17 protein-coding genes are annotated in these 18,203 nt (G+C 32.3%); 12 read left to right on the forward strand and 5 right to left on the reverse strand.

Translation table 11 applies throughout. From position 1 onward, the window contains the following. Positions 1-219: 219 nt before the first annotated feature. From aroB to recQ, 5 genes are all read left to right on the forward strand, one after another. The gene (gene aroB, locus LNP81_RS19555) at positions 220-1,287 is read left to right on the forward strand and encodes a 3-dehydroquinate synthase (protein WP_230038765.1); all 1,068 of its coding nucleotides are present in this window, start codon (positions 220-222) and stop codon (positions 1,285-1,287) included. A 298-nt stretch (positions 1,288-1,585) separates the two neighbouring features. Next, the gene (locus LNP81_RS19560; protein WP_230038767.1) at positions 1,586-2,989 is read left to right on the forward strand and encodes a type III PLP-dependent enzyme domain-containing protein; all 1,404 of its coding nucleotides are present in this window, start codon (positions 1,586-1,588) and stop codon (positions 2,987-2,989) included. Between the two features lie 106 nt (positions 2,990-3,095). Next, positions 3,096-4,064 carry a deoxyhypusine synthase family protein gene (locus LNP81_RS19565; protein WP_056253513.1) on the forward strand — a complete coding sequence of 323 codons (969 nt, stop codon included), beginning with the start codon at positions 3,096-3,098 and terminating at the stop codon, positions 4,062-4,064. Between the two features lie 7 nt (positions 4,065-4,071). Continuing rightward, positions 4,072-4,479 (forward strand): DNA primase, encoded by a 408-nt coding sequence (locus LNP81_RS19570; RefSeq protein WP_230038769.1) that lies wholly within the window; start codon positions 4,072-4,074, stop codon positions 4,477-4,479. Positions 4,480-4,620: 141 nt separating this feature from the next. After that, on the forward strand, positions 4,621-6,939 hold the full coding sequence (gene recQ / locus LNP81_RS19575; protein WP_230038771.1) for a DNA helicase RecQ: 2,319 nt from the start codon (positions 4,621-4,623) through the stop codon (positions 6,937-6,939). A gap of 121 nt (positions 6,940-7,060) precedes the next feature. Here the strand turns inward: recQ and LNP81_RS19580 are convergent, their stop codons facing one another. From LNP81_RS19580 to LNP81_RS19595, 4 genes are all read right to left on the reverse strand, one after another. Continuing rightward, on the reverse strand, positions 7,061-7,576 hold the full coding sequence (locus tag LNP81_RS19580; RefSeq protein ID WP_230038773.1) for a DinB family protein: 516 nt from the start codon (positions 7,574-7,576) through the stop codon (positions 7,061-7,063). Positions 7,577-7,607: 31 nt separating this feature from the next. Then, positions 7,608-10,193: a phosphoenolpyruvate carboxylase gene (locus tag LNP81_RS19585; RefSeq protein WP_230038775.1), complete on the reverse strand. Its 2,586-nt coding sequence runs from the start codon at positions 10,191-10,193 to the stop codon at positions 7,608-7,610. An 88-nt stretch (positions 10,194-10,281) separates the two neighbouring features. Then, on the reverse strand, positions 10,282-10,761 hold the full coding sequence (locus tag LNP81_RS19590) for an Lrp/AsnC family transcriptional regulator (RefSeq protein WP_008468989.1): 480 nt from the start codon (positions 10,759-10,761) through the stop codon (positions 10,282-10,284). Positions 10,762-10,838: 77 nt separating this feature from the next. Continuing rightward, positions 10,839-11,993: a M14 family metallopeptidase gene (locus LNP81_RS19595; protein ID WP_230038777.1), complete on the reverse strand. Its 1,155-nt coding sequence runs from the start codon at positions 11,991-11,993 to the stop codon at positions 10,839-10,841. Between the two features lie 312 nt (positions 11,994-12,305). Here LNP81_RS19595 and LNP81_RS19600 point away from each other — a divergent pair, with 312 nt between their 5' ends. Next, a complete protein-coding gene (locus LNP81_RS19600) occupies positions 12,306-12,758 on the forward strand; it encodes a helix-turn-helix transcriptional regulator (protein WP_230038779.1) in 453 nt (150 codons plus the stop codon). A gap of 83 nt (positions 12,759-12,841) precedes the next feature. Here the strand turns inward: LNP81_RS19600 and LNP81_RS19605 are convergent, their stop codons facing one another. Continuing rightward, positions 12,842-13,393 carry a 1-acyl-sn-glycerol-3-phosphate acyltransferase gene (locus LNP81_RS19605; protein ID WP_230038781.1) on the reverse strand — a complete coding sequence of 184 codons (552 nt, stop codon included), beginning with the start codon at positions 13,391-13,393 and terminating at the stop codon, positions 12,842-12,844. Positions 13,394-13,458: 65 nt separating this feature from the next. Here LNP81_RS19605 and LNP81_RS19610 point away from each other — a divergent pair, with 65 nt between their 5' ends. The 6 genes from LNP81_RS19610 (at position 13,459) to LNP81_RS19635 (ending at position 18,202) form a co-directional block, all read left to right on the forward strand. Next, a complete protein-coding gene (locus tag LNP81_RS19610; protein ID WP_230038783.1) occupies positions 13,459-14,124 on the forward strand; it encodes a spermidine synthase in 666 nt (221 codons plus the stop codon). A gap of 12 nt (positions 14,125-14,136) precedes the next feature. Further along, positions 14,137-14,814, forward strand: a complete 678-nt coding sequence (locus LNP81_RS19615; protein WP_230038785.1) for a peptidoglycan DD-metalloendopeptidase family protein — start codon at positions 14,137-14,139, stop codon at positions 14,812-14,814. Positions 14,815-14,820: 6 nt separating this feature from the next. Further along, entirely contained in the window at positions 14,821-15,297 is a 477-nt protein-coding gene (locus LNP81_RS19620; RefSeq protein ID WP_230038787.1) for a hypothetical protein, read from the forward strand. 9 nt (positions 15,298-15,306) lie between these two features. Next, positions 15,307-15,831, forward strand: a complete 525-nt coding sequence (locus LNP81_RS19625) for a hypothetical protein (protein WP_230038789.1) — start codon at positions 15,307-15,309, stop codon at positions 15,829-15,831. A 52-nt stretch (positions 15,832-15,883) separates the two neighbouring features. Then, on the forward strand, positions 15,884-16,354 hold the full coding sequence (locus LNP81_RS19630; protein ID WP_230038791.1) for a nuclear transport factor 2 family protein: 471 nt from the start codon (positions 15,884-15,886) through the stop codon (positions 16,352-16,354). A 105-nt stretch (positions 16,355-16,459) separates the two neighbouring features. Continuing rightward, positions 16,460-18,202: an APC family permease gene (locus LNP81_RS19635; protein ID WP_230038793.1), complete on the forward strand. Its 1,743-nt coding sequence runs from the start codon at positions 16,460-16,462 to the stop codon at positions 18,200-18,202. Position 18,203 lies beyond the last annotated feature (1 nt).

Consider the following 18,203-nt stretch of genomic DNA (forward strand, 5'->3'; position numbering starts at 1 on the left):
AAAACATAGCATAATTTTTAATATCGTTAACAAAATTATCTAATACACTAATTTATTAAGTAAGAGTTTACTTTATTATAAAATATTAGATATCAAAAATTAAAACAAATAACCCAAACCTTAATTAAAATCATTCATTTTAAAACAAATTAGAACAAAAGTTTGAATATTATTTAGCTAAAAATGCCTTATTTTGCGGTTTCAATTAACTACAGAAATATGCAATCTATTCAAGCTAATAATTATCTCGTGCATTTTAACCAAAATGCTTACGAAGCCCTAAATAATCATTTAAAAGAAAATAAATACTCTAATTTGTTTATTATAGTTGATAATGAAACAAATGAGTATTGTTTACCAAAATTTTTGCCTTTACTTGAAACCGATTTAACAATAGAAATTATTGAATTTGAATCTGGTGAAATCAATAAAAATATTGAAACTTGTATCGAAATCTGGAAAGTACTTACAGAACTTGGTGCCGACAGAAAATCGCTTGTCATTAATCTTGGTGGTGGTGTTGTAACAGATCTTGGCGGATTTGTAGCTTCGACTTTCAAACGTGGAGTAGATTTTATTAATATACCAACTACCCTATTATCTATGGTTGACGCTTCTGTAGGAGGAAAAACCGGAGTTGACTTAGGAAATCTTAAAAACCAGATTGGTGTTATTAATGTGCCTCAAATGGTGCTTATTGATACAAATTATCTTGAAACTTTACCACAAAGCGAAATGCGTTCAGGATTGGCCGAAATGCTAAAACACGGTCTTATATATGATGCAGCCTACTGGAAACAGTTTTTAGACTTAAAAGCCATTGATTTTGCTGATTTTGATGCACTAATATATCGCTCGGTAGAAATTAAGAATGATATTGTAATTCAGGATCCAACCGAAAAGAATATTCGTAAAGCATTGAATTTTGGTCATACATTAGGTCACGCTATCGAAAGTTATTTTCTCGAAAGCGAATCAAAAAAGACATTGTTACACGGTGAAGCCATTGCGATTGGAATGATTCTGGAAAGTTATATTTCATTACACAAAAACTTAATCACAACAGAAGAATATGCTGAAATTAAAACGGCAATAAAGAGTATTTATGATGATGTAAAAATCGAAGAAAATGACATCGATCCGATCCTTGAATTGCTGATTCATGACAAAAAAAATGAATACGGTCTGATTCAATTTGCATTAATTGAAGGAATCGGGAAAATAAAAATTAATCAATCCGTTGAAAATAAATTGATTCTAGACGCGTTTCAAGATTATAAATCTTAAACTTTTTTTAATAAAAAGCTTTGCTTTAGGTATATATTATTTTTTACATTTGCCACGATGAAAACAAACAATAAACAAAGACAATTCAGTTCTTATAGAAACCGGCTCAATAGTTCCTTGCTAAGGATGTTGAACCGTTTTTATAATAGTAAAAGTCCGCTTTGTTTTGATGTTTTTCAATATTCGAAAGCAGAACACGAAAAACTGCAAATTGTATTTGCGAATATTAGGGTTTGAATTTTAGATTTAGCACAGTTTACTAAATTAAAAAATTACAATTCTAAATATCGAAAACTAAATGAATACAAAATATTCTGATCTAATTAATCAAACTTACTACTTTCCTCAAACGGAATTTAAATTAAACAAAGACAACTTACAATTTCACAATATCGATTTGATGAAATTGGTTGAACAATACGGTACGCCTTTAAAATTTACTTATTTACCACAAATTTCTGAAAACATTAATAAGGCAAAGTCCTGGTTCAGAAAATCAATGGAAAAGAATAAATACGATGCTAAATACTACTATTGTTATTGTACAAAAAGTTCTCATTTTGAATACATTATGAATGAAGCTTTCAAGAATAACATTCATATTGAGACATCATCAGCTTTTGATGTTAATATCGTAGAAAATTTGCTTGAAAATGGTAAAATAAACAAAAGTACCTATGTTATTTGTAACGGATTTAAAAGAGACGAATACATTACTAATATAGCGCGATTAATCAATAGCGGACATAAAAATACTATTCCGATTATTGATAATTATGAAGAGCTGGATTTGTTACAGGCTGAAATTAAAGGAAAATTCAAAATTGGAATTCGTATTGCAGCTGAAGAAGAACCAAAATTTGAGTTTTATACTTCAAGATTAGGTATCGGATACAAAAACATAGTTGCATTCTATAAAAAACAAATCCAGGAAAATGACAGATTAGAGCTTAAAATGCTTCACTTTTTCATTAATACCGGAATAAACGATACATCATATTACTGGAATGAATTGGTAAAATGTATCAAAGTATACATTGCCCTTAAAAAGGAATGTCCTACTCTTGATGGTTTGAACATTGGAGGTGGTTTCCCTATTAAAAATTCATTGGCATTCGAATATGATTACCAATATATGATTGATGAGATTATCAATCAGATTAAAATAGCATGCGATGAAGCTGAAGTTGATGTTCCTAATATCTTTACTGAATTTGGATCATTTACTGTAGGTGAAAGCGGTGGCGCGATCTATCAGATTTTGTATCAAAAACAACAAAATGATAGAGAAAAATGGAACATGATCGATTCGTCTTTCATTACTACTTTGCCGGATACTTGGGCTATAAACAAACGTTTTATTATGCTGGCGGTCAACCGTTGGAATGATACTTACGAGCGGGTTTTATTAGGAGGTTTGACTTGTGATAGTGACGATTATTACAACTCAGAGCAAAATATGAACGCCATTTATTTGCCTAAATACAACAAAGAAAAGCCATTGTATATTGGTTTCTTTAATACTGGTGCGTATCAGGAAACCATTGGAGGTTACGGTGGATTACACCACTGTTTGATTCCGCAGCCTAAACATATTTTAATAGATCGTGACGAAAATGGCATTTTGGCCACCGAAGTTTTCTCAGAACAACAAACTTCTGACGATGTATTGAAGATTTTAGGATATACTAAAAAAGTATAAAAAAAAACCTGTAAATTAAATGTTAATATCCATAAAATTATTAATTTGCAGTACATCTAAAAGGTTAAACTTTTAATTCAAAAAAAAACAAAAAAACAAAAACAAAATGAAAGGACCAATCAGTCAGTTTATTGAAAAACATTATTTACACTTTAACTCTGCTTCTTTAGTTGATGCTGCAAAAGCATACGAACAACAATTGGCAAATGGTGCAAAAATGATGGTAAGTATGGCTGGCGCTATGAGTACAGCAGAAATTGGTAAAATTTTTGCCGAAATAATTAGACAAGATAAAGTACAGATTATTTCATGTACTGGAGCCAATCTAGAAGAAGACATCATGAACTTAGTAGCACACTCTCACTACGAAAGAGTGCCAAACTATCGTGATTTAACACCAGAAGACGAATGGGCTTTGCTTGAAAGAGGATTAAATCGTGTTACAGACACTTGTATTCCTGAACATGAAGCATTCCGTCGTTTACAAAAACACATTTACAAAATCTGGAAAGATGCTGATGATAAAGGAGAACGTTATTTTCCGCATGAATTCATGTATAAAATGTTGTTATCTGGCGTTTTAGAAGAATATTACGAAATAGATTTAAAAGATAGCTGGATGTATGCGGCTGCAGAGAAAAACTTACCTATTATTGTACCAGGATGGGAAGATAGTACGATGGGGAACATCTTTGCTTCATACGTGATCAAAGGAGACTTAAAAGCGTCTACCATGAAATCAGGAATTGAATATATGGTTTTCCTTTCAGACTGGTATCCAAAAAATAGTGCTAACGGAATTGGATTTTTCCAAATTGGTGGTGGTATTGCAGGAGATTTTCCTATTTGTGTGGTTCCGATGTTGTACCAGGATATGGAAATGCATGATATTCCGTTTTGGAGTTATTTCTGCCAGATTTCAGATTCAACAACTAGTTACGGATCATATTCCGGAGCGGTTCCAAACGAGAAAATCACTTGGGGTAAATTAGATATAAAAACTCCAAAATTCATTATTGAGTCGGATGCTACAATTGTTGCACCGTTAATTTTTGCTTACTTATTAGATTTATAGGATATTTATGAAAAGAGTTATAGTAGACTACGCTAAACTTACCAACGAAATTTTGAACCTTTTGGTAGAAAAATTTCCTGATGGTTATGATGATTCGGATGTAATCCGTTTTAGAAATGCTAAAAACGAATTGATCGAAGCTGTTGAAGTTCGTACTGAAGACACTATTTATTTAGTAAAAATTAGTACTAAACTTGCTGACAGAATCGAGAATTACGATGAAGACGATGATATCGACGTAGATGTTGATGTAATCGAACCAGTAAAAGGTCTTGATCTTGATGACGATATTGATGATGACGATGACGATGATGCAATAGACAAACCAGATACTGACGGCGGAGATGATGATGACGATGAGGATAAAGATCCAGATGATATTGCTGACGAAGATGATGAAGACGACGAAGATTAATTCTCATCTTTCAAAATAAACTAAAGGAACTCTATTCGGGTTCCTTTTTTTATTAATTCAGTAAAATCGTATTTTTAAATATAAGAAAAATACTATATTTAAACTTTTTATTATATTTAAAGATTAGTAAATATCAGCCCTATGAATTCAGAAATTTTACACGCCAAACTAAAAGAGAATTTCGGTTTTGAAAAATTCAGACCCAATCAGGAAACAATCATTAATACGATACTTTCAGGTCAGGATACATTAGCAATAATGCCTACCGGAGGAGGAAAATCGATATGTTTTCAATTACCTGCTCTGGTTTTGCCGGGAATCACAATTGTTATTTCGCCTCTAATCGCCCTGATGAAAGATCAGGTTGACAGTTTAAAAACCAACGGAATCAATGCTTGTTATATCAATAGCAGTCAATCTAGTGAAGAACAGCAATTTTATATTGATAATTTAAAATCAAACAAATTTAAGCTCGTTTATATAGCACCGGAAAGTTTGTCTTATCTTGATGTTGTTTTTAATGAATTGACAGTTAGCTTAATTGCAATTGATGAAGCGCATTGTATTTCGTCATGGGGACATGATTTTCGTCCGGCTTACACTAATTTAGGATATTTAAAAAGCCGATTCCCTTCTACTCCTGTTCTGGCGTTGACGGCAACAGCTGATAAAGCGACGCGAACAGATATTACAAAGCAATTAAATTTAAGAAATCCCAAAACTTTTGTAGCTTCTTTTGATCGAAAAAACTTAAGCCTCGAAGTTCGTCCTGCGTTAGATCGTGTAAAACAAATTATAGATTTTGTAGAAAATAAACCCAATGAATCCGGAATTGTATATTGCTTAAGTCGAAAAACAACCGAGGAGCTGGCATTGAAACTGCAAAAAAATGGTGTAAAAGCAAAAGCGTACCATGCCGGTTTAGAAAATAAGCTTCGTGCAAAAACACAAGACGAATTTATAAACGACGATTGCCAGGTGGTTTGTGCGACCATTGCTTTTGGGATGGGAATCGATAAATCGAATGTTCGTTGGGTGATTCATTATAATTTACCTAAAAATATCGAAGGTTATTATCAGGAAATTGGCCGAGCCGGTCGTGACGGATTACCTGCTGAAACTGTTTTGTTCGAAAGTTACGCTGATGTAATTCAGCTTCAGAAATTTGCATCTGAAGGATTGAACTCAGATGTTCAGCTGGCAAAACTCGAAAGAATGAAACAATATGCTGATGCTTTGAGCTGCAGAAGAAAAATTCTGCTCTCCTACTTTGGAGAACTTGTAAAAGAGAATTGTGGAAACTGCGATATTTGCAAAAATCCTCCAACTTTTTTCGATGGTACGATTCTCGCGCAAAAAGCATTGTCAGCTATTAGTCGTTTACAGGAATCTGAGCCTTTGGCGGTAATTGTAGATTTTTTACGCGGCTCGAAAAACGCGTATATCTACGAAAAAAATTATCAAGACTTAAAAACGTACGGAATTGGCACTGACATTTCATGGTACGACTGGAATCAATATTTAATTCAGTTGATTAATTTAGGATATTGCGAAATTGCATTTCATCAACACAATAAAATCTTACTTACCCCTTTTGCTAAAAAAGTTTTATTTGAAGGCGAAAAAGTAAAACTAAATACTGTTGTTAAAAAAGTAATTGATAAAAACGAAGTAAAAGAAACAAAAACCAAAGCAGCGAAAAGTTCTCTTTTTGAAATACTTCGAAAATTACGTTATGAGATCGCCAAAGATGAAGAAGTTCCGGCTTACGTCATTTTTAGTGATGCTGCGTTAAGACACATGGAAACTTTTCGTCCTATGAGTGACGAAGAATTTCTGGCCATTGATGGTGTTGGTAAAGTAAAACTGGAAAAATACGGTCGGGAATTTATAGATGCGATTGTGTATTATGAAAATGCAAAAAAGACAATTGCAAAAGCTAAAAAAGAAGGCAACACCTATAAAACAACCTTAGAGATGTTCAAAAGTGGTGATACAGTTGAAGAAATTGCAAGAAAAAGAAACCTCGGACAAACCACAATTGTTTCTCATTTAGCAAAATTATATGTTGATGGACATGATTTTGATTTAAATCAGTTTGTTGGAGAAAAAGAAATTTCTCAATTGCAAAAAGCGCAAATCGAACTTGAATTTCCAACTGCATTGAAACCCTATTATGATTATTTTGAAGAAAAAATGTCTTACGATAAAATTCGATTTGGATTGGCTTTTCTTGAAAGGCACAAAAATGACGATGAAAAGCTAAAAATTAAAGCTTATTCATTGGATGAAAAAAGGCTAGAAAATCCTGAAGCCTATAAAAAATGGAGTTCAGAGGAAGATACAGAACTTGTTCATAATTTTTATCTAGGAAAGAAAGTGCAAGAAATAGCGCTTTTGTTAGGAAGAAATGAAGGCGCAATAAACTCCCGATTGAAAAAATTAGAATTGAAAAAATAATTTTCTTTGTTTTTTTTATTTTTTATTTCATTTTTGGCTTAGTAGAATTATAAATCATCTGAGAACAAAAAATCCTGTGAAAACATTCTTCACAGGATTTTTTTATATTAAAAAAGTAAACTTATAAATACCTTTCTTCGAAAACTTTTTGATGGTGTTTTTGATGTCCGATAATTACAAAACCTAAAGCGCCTGCCGAAATTTGATGTGTCGAAGCAGTTCCAACTCTTTTAAGTTGCTCTTCAGATAAACTTTTGTAAAACAATAAAGTTGAATGTCTTAAAGCAGAAAGCTCAGTTAATAATTCCTGAATACTTCTTTTGTTTGCAAAAGTATTATCAACATAATCATTTTCTTCAAATCCCGGTAAAGCGGTTTTATCGTTTCTTGAAAAACGCAAAGCGCGATAAACAAAAATACGCTCGCAATCGATCAAATGCTGAATAATATCTTTGATAGTCCATTTACCTTCGGAATAACGATAATCAAATTTATCGAGGGGAATATTTTGAACAAATCGAATAAAATCATGAAGAGAAATTTCTAATTCCTCGATTAAATTAACTTCTCCCGCTTCGCGAACATAATTCGCAAAAGGACCTGAATATTCTGTTTCCAATAACTGATTTGAATTCATATTTATTAATTTCTAATTCTTTAAATCAAATTTATGCTGAGTTTCTACTTGCATTAGTATTTCCGAAAAGTGATCTGGTCACAATTTTTTCGTATACTTTTACCAACTCTTCATCAACCTCATTTTCTTTATTCAGTTCATTAATTCTTAATAAAGCATATTGCTGTATTGTCAACAACGGCAATACGATACGCTCTCTTACCTGAATCGATGCTATACCATCAGGATAGTTTTCCATAAGCGTTTTATGACCGGCTATTTTAAGTAATAAACGTTTTGTTTCCTGAAATTCATCGTAAATAATTTGCCAGAATTCACCAAATTCAGGATCATTTCTCATGTAAGCTGTTAACGGCAAAAATGATTTGGCCAGTGACATCATACTGTTTTCAAGCAATGTTTTAAAGAATAAAGAATTGTGATACAAATCGTGTACTTTGTCCCATTGTCCTGATTCTTCAAAATGTTTTAATGCCGATCCTACTCCAAAAAATCCAGGTACATTTTGTTTCAATTGACTCCATGAACCTACAAAAGGAATCGCTCTTAAATCAGCAAAATCTAATGATTCAGATTTACTTCTTTTAGAAGGGCGGCTTCCGATATTAGTTTTCGAGTAATATTTTAACGTACTCATTTTCTCTAAATACGGAATGAATTTTGGGTGATTCTTAAAGCTTAGGTATTTTTCATAACCTAAATCAGCCAAATGAGTTAAAATCTGAGTTTCATCTGCACTCAATTCGTTTTTCTCTTTACTAAATACCTGATTGGTTACACCGGCAGTTAATAAATTTTCGATATTATAACGACAGGAATCCAAAGTTCCAAAATTAGAACTAATCGTTTGTCCCTGAACTGTAATCTGAATTTCGTTATTTTCGATCTTTGGACCCAAAGAAGCATAAAATTTATGCGTTTTTCCACCACCACGTGCCGGAGGTCCGCCGCGACCGTCAAAGAAAATGGCTTTAATACCATATTTTCTTGATATTTCAGTCAAAGCAATTTTAGCCTGATAAATACTCCAGTTTGCCATTAAGTAACCACCATCTTTAGTTCCGTCAGAGAAACCTAACATGATAGTTTGCTTATTTCCTCTTTCCTGCAAATGTTTTGAATATTCTGGATTCGTATACAATTGCTCCATAATATGATGCGCATTTTGCAAATCATCAACAGATTCAAAAAGCGGAATAATATCTACTGTTGGATGTTCCCAATTATTTAAGCGAATCATAGCAAAAGTCTCCATGACATTCAATGCGCTTTCGTTATTACTAATAATGTAACGATTGGCACCAAACTCACCATTTGCTTTCTGAATGGTTTTAATAGCCTGAACAGACTCTAAAGTAGATCTTGTGATTTCATTTTCAAAATCAGCCGGATTTAATTCTCCTTTTACTTTAGATAAAACAACTAATTTTTCATCTTCAGATAATTCAAAATAGTTAGAAGGAAATATTGCAGAGCCTGAATTTAAATAATGATTTACAACATCTTTAAATACTGCATCATGAATTTTACTATTCTGACGAATATCTAAAGTTGCAAAATGGAAACCAAAAAGATTAATTTTCACCAAAAACGCTTCCAGATCATCTAAATAAAGAGATTGGTGTTTTTCGATAATAATATCACGAATAAGATTTAATTGTGTCAGTAATTCATCTAATGTGATATAAATTTCACCTTTAGAATAAAATACAGAACGATAAAGTTTATGTTCAAGTTCGGCTACCAAAGTATCTACACCTGAGAAAGTTAACTTACGTTTTAAATTTCTCATTTCGATATAATAACACTTTAATATAGAGGTACGTAAACGATCCGCAACTTTTAAAGTTATCTCGGTAGTAACAAAAGGATTTCCGTCACGGTCTCCTCCTGGCCAGAAACCAAGTTTTATTAATTGGTTTTGAATAGCTTCTCCGTGAAGAATATTCTTTTGCAAATAATGAACAATTTCACCTGAAGTTGCATAAAATACATTTTCTAAATACCAGATCAAACTAACCGCTTCATCGTAAGGATTTGGTTTTTCGTTCTGGATAAAAGGTGTTTTTCCTAATTGCGCTAACAATTCTTTGATTTTTAATAAATCATTTAAACGAATAGCGTCCGTTAAATCATTTATAATTCCTAAAACTGGCCCAGGATAGAATTGTGTTGGATGCGCTGTTAGAACTGTTCTAACATTAAAATTTTCTAAGAATTCAATCAATTCATGATCTTTTTCCTTGGCATCTGATTTCTCTTTGATATCACGCAAAGATCCTCGGCCTTCCATGTTGTTAACTTCCGGAAAAGCAGCATCTTCAATAGCATCAAATAATACAATTTGACGCTCTGTATATTGAATAAATCGAAACATTAAATCGATCTTATCCTTTTCTGTGGCGTTGTTTAAGTAACGATTAGAGAAGAAATCGAATATCTCTTTTGGTGTTTCATGTTTTTTAAATCCCGTTTCGCATGTCTCTGTAAATAAAGGAAGTAATGCTCCCGTATTGTCTATAGAATCAAAAGGCAATGTTATAAATACACTATTATAAATGTGGTATTTTGAGAGAACATCTTGATTAAAACGTTCTATTTTAGGCAACGTGTACATAATCTATTTGTAGTTGTGGTTAATTAGTCATAAAAAAACCCCAAGAATAAACTTGAGGTTATATTTTAATATAGCATTCAAGAAAAAATTACATATTTTTAAAAATAGTATGCATCAAACGCTTCTTATCGTTGATACTTTCTTCTAATGAAATCATAGTTTCTGTTCTGTAAACACCATCGATATCATCTATCATAAAGATAACTTCTTTTGCGTGCTTAGTATCTTTTGCTCTAATTTTGCAAAAGATGTTGAATTTTCCTGTCGTTACAGATGCTACTGTTACGAACGGAATTTGATTGATTCGCTCTAATACAAATTTAGTTTGAGACGTATTATTAAGGAACACACCCACGTATGCAATAAATGAATACCCTAATTTATCGTAATCCAAAGCCAATGAAGAACCCATTATTATTCCTGCGTCTTCCATTTTCTTAACCCTAACATGCACTGTACCAGCAGATATCAATAGTTTTTTTGCAATGTCAGTAAACGGAACTCTCGTATTGTCTATTAACATATCTAAAATCTGGTGATCTACTTCATCTAAACGAAATTTACTCATAATTCTTTAATTAATATTACTAATTGCTATTACAAAGTATAAAAATATATATAAAAAACAACAAATTCACATAAAAATTAACTTTTTATCAATCCGTTAACAAATTTAACATTTTTATTTAAATAAAAATCTGCTTTTTGATTCGATTTCGGAAAACCACTAAAGTCATCAGAATAAATTGCTCCTTTCGCATCGTATTCGTAATGTCCAAAATAATTTTCCAATTCGCCCGCTTCAACTATGTAAGCGTTAAAATGAATCTTATTTTCAATCAATTCTTCTTTGTATTGTGCGACAAAATTCGTAATAATTTCGATACCATCATAATTTATTTTGATATTTTTATACATAAAATCATAAAAAACCACTTTATTTTGTGAAATATTCAAATAATCATTAATTCTGTTATCAACTAAATCGTTTTCGCCAATGAGTTGAAAGCCTGAAAAAAGTGAGAAAAATATGAACTTTCGAGTGATTTCGCGGTCATAATCATCAGGGAAGTGACCTGCTTCGAATAAAATGGTAGGTGCTCCTAAAAACTGAAAAGTATCCCCTATACAATTGATATTAAATGAATCATCAAAGCGACCAACCTGTCCAGGGATATATTTTTGCAATACATCGTTGATTCCGGCAATAACATTAATGGCTTTCAAACGGTTTTCATTCACTTCTCTTTCTTCATTATATGAAGGTGCTAAAAATGAAACAGTTGCAGGTTTCCCTGTATCTCCAGCACCAAATATAGTGCGCTGATCGTGTAGATTAAAGCAATAATGAGGCTTAAAAGTCTCAAAAACTTCCCTTAACACCTTGCTTTCAGGCTGAGTTAGGTTTTGAGAATCCCTATTTAAGTCAATTTTATTTGCATTTTCTCTTGTATAAAGTCTTGCACCATCCGGATTTAAAATAGGAATGCTATAAAATGTAAACGTTTTAAGCATTTTCTCAGCAATTTCAGATCCGCTGTTTAATACATTAATAAAGTCAAACAGCGCTTTTGTTGTGGTGCTTTCGTTCCCGTGCATTTGTGACCAAAGGTAAATACGAGTTTCTCCTGTTCCAATTTGGTAACTATATATAGGTTCGTCTAAAACCGATCTTCCAATTATTTGTACTTGATTATTAGTATTTAGTTTATCTAATAATGGCTGAATATGATCTAAAGTCAGGTAACGGCCCTCTATTGTTTTTTCGTTGTATTGGCTAAATAATTCTTCTAAATTCATTGTCTTTTGATTAGTTTACAAAAGTAAACATCTTTATTTTTACAATTGTAAACAGTTGAAAATAATGATAATTTATAATTGTAAACAAGATTTTAAGGTTTATTAATCAATTAGTGTATACAGGAGTTGACAAATGTTATAAGTTTAATTAAACAAAATCAAACTACTTATAATTAGCTATTTAAACGCTATTGATTAAAGTGATAATTAATATAATATCCTCTCCTTTTATTAATTTACAACTGTAAAATTGCTTTATTAGATTCTTTTAATTACATTTGTAAACAACGATTTTAAAAACAATAATTTACAATGGTAAACATCGATGATTTTGTAAAACGTCTAGAAATTATATTGGACTATTATGCTCTAAATGCATCCTCTTTTGCCGATAAAATTGGGGTACAGCGTTCTAGTATGTCTCACCTACTTTCTGGCAGAAACAAACCAAGCTTAGATTTTGTCATGAAGATTATGGAAGTTTTTCCTGATGTTGACCTCTATTGGATTTTGAATGGAAAAGGAAGTTTTCCTAAAAATAATGATGAAGTTGTAGAAACATCAAAAACTCCTGCTCCTATTTCTTCAAATGAAAATATAAGTGGCGGAGATTTATTTTCTGCTATTAATTATAAAGAGGTTGAAAAACCAGCAACAAGGATTTCTCCAGAAATTAAAAATCAAAATTTAAGTTCTGAAGAAAGTGAAATCGAGAAAATTGTTATTTTTTATAAAAACGGAACTTTCAAGGCCTATAATCCGTAATCTGAAAAAATCGCATATCTCAAAAAAAATGAAAATATTTTTCGTTTAAGGGATTCTCACTTAATTAAAAAAATATCGAAAATTTACAGTTGAAAGCCATCTTGAGGAATTTTACCCACAACTCCTTTATAATGTTTTTTCAGAATCAAAAGATCTGCTTCGTAATTTCCGGTTGGTAAAAATGGTTTTGCAAAGCTGACTTCTTTTTTGCCCCAATCAAAAGCAACGGGAACAATAGGTACGTTTGCTTTAAGCGCAATATAATAGAATCCTGTTTTTATTTCTTTAACTCCTTTGCGGGTTCCTTCTGGAGCAACAGCCAAACGGAAAACTTCTTTTCTGTCAAAGATAGCTGCGATTGAATCTACTTTATTTAATCCGCCGGTACGATCCAGTGGTTCTCCTCCCACACTTCTGAAATAATATCCTATAGGAAATTTGAATAATTCTTTCTTTCCAACCCAATTCATCTCTAATCCAGAGATTCCGCGAGTAAATATTCCTAAATAAAAATCATGATTACTTGTATGTGGCATCACCATTATCACACATTTTTTCACTTCCGCATTTTCAATTCCTACTATTTTCCAGCCCATTAGCTTAAAAAAGATGAATTTATACAACTGTTTTTTCATCAAAGTTTATTTTTCTTGCAAAATAAAAGATTTAAAGTGGTAAATTTGAGTAAAAGCATTTAAAAATGATTCAAAAATTATTCAGTTATATCATTCCAATAAAAATATTCAAGAAAAAATCAGAAAGAAGCAAAATTATCGAAGTTACCTGGGCAAACGGAGAATTGGTTCTTGATTCTGAAAATACCAATTATTCATACGGAAGTTTGCAACGTATATTAAGATATGGTCTTAGAAATATAGGGTATGACGCGATTCGTAAAATGGATCATATTTTACTCTTGGGCGTTGCCGGCGGGAGCGTCATCAAAACACTGGTGGACGAAATTGAATATAAAGGTAAAATTACCGGTGTCGAAATTGATTCGGATATTATCCAGATTGCCAATCAGTATTTCAACCTTGATCAAATAAAACAACTGGAAATTGTAATTGATGATGCTTTTGAATTTGTATTAAAAACAAAAAACAAATATGATCTCATTATTATTGATATTTTTGAAGATATCAAAATGCCGAACTTTTTGTTTGAAAGCTTTTTTAGCGGACGAATTTGTTCTCTTTTAAAAAATCACGGATTTGTTCTTTTTAATACCATGATTTTAGATGAAGCCCATAATGTTCGTAATAAAAAATATATATCAGAAATAAACGCTGAATTATTTACTTCAAAAATGCTGCCCCGCATCGAAGTGCATAATGAATTAATAATTATCGAAAAAGTCTCTTAAATTGTAAACTTTATGAAACCTCTTGCCTCTATATTAAAAGCCTTACCACCTACTAAAGTAATTGATTCTGAGATCCATCTTTCAAAATACATTCCGTTAGATTTATCTATAACGAATCTTGAATTGATGGAGCAAAAACCAGCGAATGCAGCTGAATTTGAAATATTTATATCTAATTGTTTAGAAAAAAACAATGCCGAAGTTGCTTACGGAGGTTATATAGAAGGTCGTACCTTATATCAGCGAAGTACGATTTTCAAAAACGATTCTATTCCGGAACGCAATATTCATATTGGTCTCGATTTATGGACAAAAGCAGATACCGCAGTTTTGGCACCACTTGACGGAAAGGTGCACAGCTTTAAAAATAATATTGGTTTGGGAGATTATGGCCCGACAATTATTTTAGAGCACATTGTTGAAAATGAAAAATTTTATACTTTATACGGACATTTATCGTTAGAAAGTATAGAAAAACTAAGTGTTGGGAAAGTTTTTATTAAAGGTCAAAAAATTGGAACCTTAGGGAATTCAACCGTAAACGGTGATTATGCTCCTCATGTACATTTTCAGATTATAAAAAATATCGAAGATTATAATGGGGATTATCCTGGAGTTTGTAATACAAATGATTTGAATTTTTATATAGAAAATTGCCCTGACCCTAACTTATTATTAAAAATTACTTAAATAGTTATGAAGAAAGCAGGATTGATTATATGTTTGTTGTTGTTAATTGGATGTAAATCGAAAACCATTAGCAGAGATACCGAAGATTTAAAGATTAAGAAAATTTCTGGTTCAGAAATCAATGCCAATCAACAACAAAAAGCTTACGAATTAGGAAAACGAGTTTTAGAAACTTGTAATACATCAAAGTTTAAACCATTTAATGACACAGAAGTTACGGCATCGGTTAGGGAAAACACAACCGAAGAGCGTTTAACCAAAACATGTCAGCGATTTAGACAGTATTACGGAAGCTTTATCGATTTAAAATTAGATGGCGTTTACAAAACGAAACAAGAAGTGGTTTATCGCTATCATGCTTTATACACAAAAAAAGTTGCCAATAAAGAATTGCGCGTTTTTGTGAATGAAGATAATTTGATTTCTGCCATTAAATCAATGGATTGGGATGAAAAATTTGATTCTAAACTAACAGAACAATAAAATAAAACTATGAATTTAAAACTGCCTCTTTTTTTATTACTGCTAATTTCAACATTCGCAAACGCTCAGGAAACAATGGTTATAAAAGGTGCTAAACCTTACCCGGCAACAGAAAATTATACGTTCATTTGCGAAAAATATGTTTACACAGGCGAAGCAAATGTTCAAATTGCAAAAACAGAAAAAGGAGGCGTTTTAAAACTAACGATTAAGACGGCTAATGATAAAACCAGAATTTCTGGTGGTTTGTATGTTGATTTAGCAAACGGAGATGTCATTCCATGCGTTGACAAAAAAGTAAACGAAAGTGCTGAAGGCACAACATCATCTTATTATTATTTCACTCCGGCCGAAATGGTAAAACTGAAAAAAAATGATATCAAAGGAATTCGTTTTATAGTTACCGGAAATTCAAATGCCTTTGGTGATCAAACCGGTTATTTTACAGCTTCAAACAAAAAAGATTATTTTTCTACAGCCTTCGATAAATCTAAAAAATCATTTGATACCGCCGCAGCAATTAGTGCTTTATAAATAATTTTTTTTGTCTAATAAATCTTATATTTATACTCTAATTTAGTACCATATGAATCCAAACGAGGCTTTAATCACCAAATTCTATACTGCTTTTGCCAACGCCGATGCTAAAACCATGAGCGAATGTTACCATCCAAAAATTCATTTTATAGATCCTGCTTTTGGCTTACTAAAAGAAGATCAGGTTTCTAAAATGTGGGAAATGCTTATTTTAAAAAGCAAAGGCAATATCAAAATAGAATTTTCAGATGTAAAAGCCGATCATTTTACAGGATCAGCAATATGGAAAGCTACCTATAATTTCAGCAAAACCAACAGAAAAGTAATCAATACTATTGCTGCCGAATTTGCTTTTCAGGACGGTTTAATCATCAAACATACCGACAATTTTGATGTCTGGAAATGGTCGAAACAAGCTTTCGGTCCAATGGGCTATTTATTAGGATGGACAGGATTTTTTCAGAAGAAAATTCAGGACCAGGCCTTATTATCGCTCAAAAAGTTTCAGGAATCTAAATAATCAGTAGCTAAAATATATTTTTAGTTTTCACTATCTGCCATCAATTACAATTGCTTGTTTGTTACTCTTTTTGTTGAGTTAATCGTGTTTTAATCTTGAATAACTATGAAAGAACTTGTACACAAAAAACTAAATCAATTACAGGCAACGGCAATTTGCGGAAACGATATTAGTTCTTCCTGTTTATATGTTTCAGCTTTAACTATTTTATATGCAGGGCAATACGCGTGGATCTCATTATTAATAGTTGCCGTTGTTTTATACTTGTTCAGAAAAATTTACGGAGAAGTTGTTGGCGCAATCCCTTTAAACGGAGGAGCTTACAATGTTTTGCTAAACACATCAACCAAACGATTGGCTTCCCTCGCTGCCACATTAACCGTTTTGTCGTATATGGCAACAGCGGTAATTTCAGCCTCAGAAGGCATGCATTATTTGCACGGAATCTTCGAAAGTTTAAATGTAACTATTGCAACAGTTATAGTTCTCGTTTTATTTACAGGGCTTGCTATTTTAGGAATTGGCGAATCGGCATTCGTGGCCGTGATTATTTTTATCACCCATTTAGCTACTTTAACCCTACTTGTTTTAGCGTCATTATGGTTCGTTTTAAACAATGGTTTTGAAATTTTTCATATCAATTGGGAAACCCCTATAGCCTACGAAAATATTAAAACAGCACTTTTTCTTGGTTTTTCGGCAGCCATGCTTGGTATTTCAGGTTTCGAAAGCTCGGCCAATTTTGTAGAAGAGCAAGAACCTGGAGTTTTTCCAAAAACGCTCCGAAATATGTGGGCAATCGTAAGTTTCTTCAATCCTGTAATTGCCATATTATTAATAAGTATTATTCCGCTAACCGAAGTTGGCGACAATAAAGAATCACTTCTTGCCCATTTAGGACAAACCACCGGAGGATCATGGCTAGCCTGGCTAATTTCTATAGATGCCGTTTTAGTTTTGTGCGGAGCTGTATTAACTTCATTTGTTGGAGTTTCCGGATTATTAAACCGAATGACTTTAGACAGAATTCTTCCTAATTATTTTCTGAAACAAAATAAAAGAGGTTCACATTATAGAATTGTAATTAGCTTTTTGGTTTTATGCATTTCCGTCCTTTTTGCAACAAGTGGCCATTTAGAATCATTGGCCGGAGTTTATACCTTTTCTTTTTTGGCTGTAATGGCATTATTCGGAATCGGAAATCTTTTACTCAAATTCAAGCGCAAAAAATTACCAAGACCAGAGCGTGCTCGCGGAATTGCAGTTGTTCTGGCGGTTTCTTTTATCATTGCTGCTTTCATTGGAAACATGAAACTCAACATCAATTCATTTTATACCTTCTTAAAATATATGGTTCCGTCGCTGATTTTTATCGGAATCATGTTGAATCGTGTTATCTTAATTCGATTACTCATCGAAGCTTTAGAATATTTCTATCAGCCTTTACGTAAAATGGTCATTCTCAGCAATCGTTATTTACAACGAATGAGTGTCGAAATCAATTCGCAGGAATTTGTCTTTTTCACCAAAGGCGATGATATTGCCATTCTCAACAAAGTCCTGCAATATGTTCAGGGAAATGAAACCACCAATAAATTAAAGATCGTATACGTAACAAACAATACTTCAAGAAACGAAGCTTTGATAAAAGATCTTGAAGTTCTCGATCGCGCTTACGATGAAATCGATCTGGAATACCTAGAAATTAAAGGCGTTTTTGGTCCTGAAATCATCGACGAATTATCCAAAAAGTGGAAAATCCCAAAAAACTTTATGTTTATAGGTTCTCCCGGAAACAAGTTTTCTTACCGAGTTTCAGATCTTGGCGGAGTTCGCCTTATTATGTAGC

The organism is Flavobacterium piscisymbiosum (genome assembly GCF_020905295.1).
GTDB lineage: Bacteria > Bacteroidota > Bacteroidia > Flavobacteriales > Flavobacteriaceae > Flavobacterium > Flavobacterium piscisymbiosum.

What these genes read in the sequence shown, in the direction of transcription:
- LNP81_RS19615 (WP_230038785.1), top strand. Translation starts at nt 14,137, where the DNA reads ATGAAACCTCTTGCCTCTATATTAAAAGCCTTACCACCTACTAAAGTA.
- LNP81_RS19600 (WP_230038779.1), top strand. Translation starts at nt 12,306, where the DNA reads ATGGTAAACATCGATGATTTTGTAAAACGTCTAGAAATTATATTGGAC.
- LNP81_RS19635 (WP_230038793.1), top strand. Translation starts at nt 16,460, where the DNA reads ATGAAAGAACTTGTACACAAAAAACTAAATCAATTACAGGCAACGGCA.
- LNP81_RS19570 (WP_230038769.1), top strand. Translation starts at nt 4,072, where the DNA reads ATGAAAAGAGTTATAGTAGACTACGCTAAACTTACCAACGAAATTTTG.
- LNP81_RS19580 (WP_230038773.1), bottom strand. Translation starts at nt 7,576, where the DNA reads ATGAATTCAAATCAGTTATTGGAAACAGAATATTCAGGTCCTTTTGCG.
- LNP81_RS19605 (WP_230038781.1), bottom strand. Translation starts at nt 13,393, where the DNA reads ATGAAAAAACAGTTGTATAAATTCATCTTTTTTAAGCTAATGGGCTGG.
- LNP81_RS19625 (WP_230038789.1), top strand. Translation starts at nt 15,307, where the DNA reads ATGAATTTAAAACTGCCTCTTTTTTTATTACTGCTAATTTCAACATTC.
- LNP81_RS19620 (WP_230038787.1), top strand. Translation starts at nt 14,821, where the DNA reads ATGAAGAAAGCAGGATTGATTATATGTTTGTTGTTGTTAATTGGATGT.
- LNP81_RS19610 (WP_230038783.1), top strand. Translation starts at nt 13,459, where the DNA reads ATGATTCAAAAATTATTCAGTTATATCATTCCAATAAAAATATTCAAG.
- aroB (WP_230038765.1), top strand. Translation starts at nt 220, where the DNA reads ATGCAATCTATTCAAGCTAATAATTATCTCGTGCATTTTAACCAAAAT.
- LNP81_RS19590 (WP_008468989.1), bottom strand. Translation starts at nt 10,761, where the DNA reads ATGAGTAAATTTCGTTTAGATGAAGTAGATCACCAGATTTTAGATATG.
- LNP81_RS19585 (WP_230038775.1), bottom strand. Translation starts at nt 10,193, where the DNA reads ATGTACACGTTGCCTAAAATAGAACGTTTTAATCAAGATGTTCTCTCA.
- LNP81_RS19630 (WP_230038791.1), top strand. Translation starts at nt 15,884, where the DNA reads ATGAATCCAAACGAGGCTTTAATCACCAAATTCTATACTGCTTTTGCC.
- LNP81_RS19560 (WP_230038767.1), top strand. Translation starts at nt 1,586, where the DNA reads ATGAATACAAAATATTCTGATCTAATTAATCAAACTTACTACTTTCCT.
- LNP81_RS19595 (WP_230038777.1), bottom strand. Translation starts at nt 11,993, where the DNA reads ATGAATTTAGAAGAATTATTTAGCCAATACAACGAAAAAACAATAGAG.
- recQ (WP_230038771.1), top strand. Translation starts at nt 4,621, where the DNA reads ATGAATTCAGAAATTTTACACGCCAAACTAAAAGAGAATTTCGGTTTT.
- LNP81_RS19565 (WP_056253513.1), top strand. Translation starts at nt 3,096, where the DNA reads ATGAAAGGACCAATCAGTCAGTTTATTGAAAAACATTATTTACACTTT.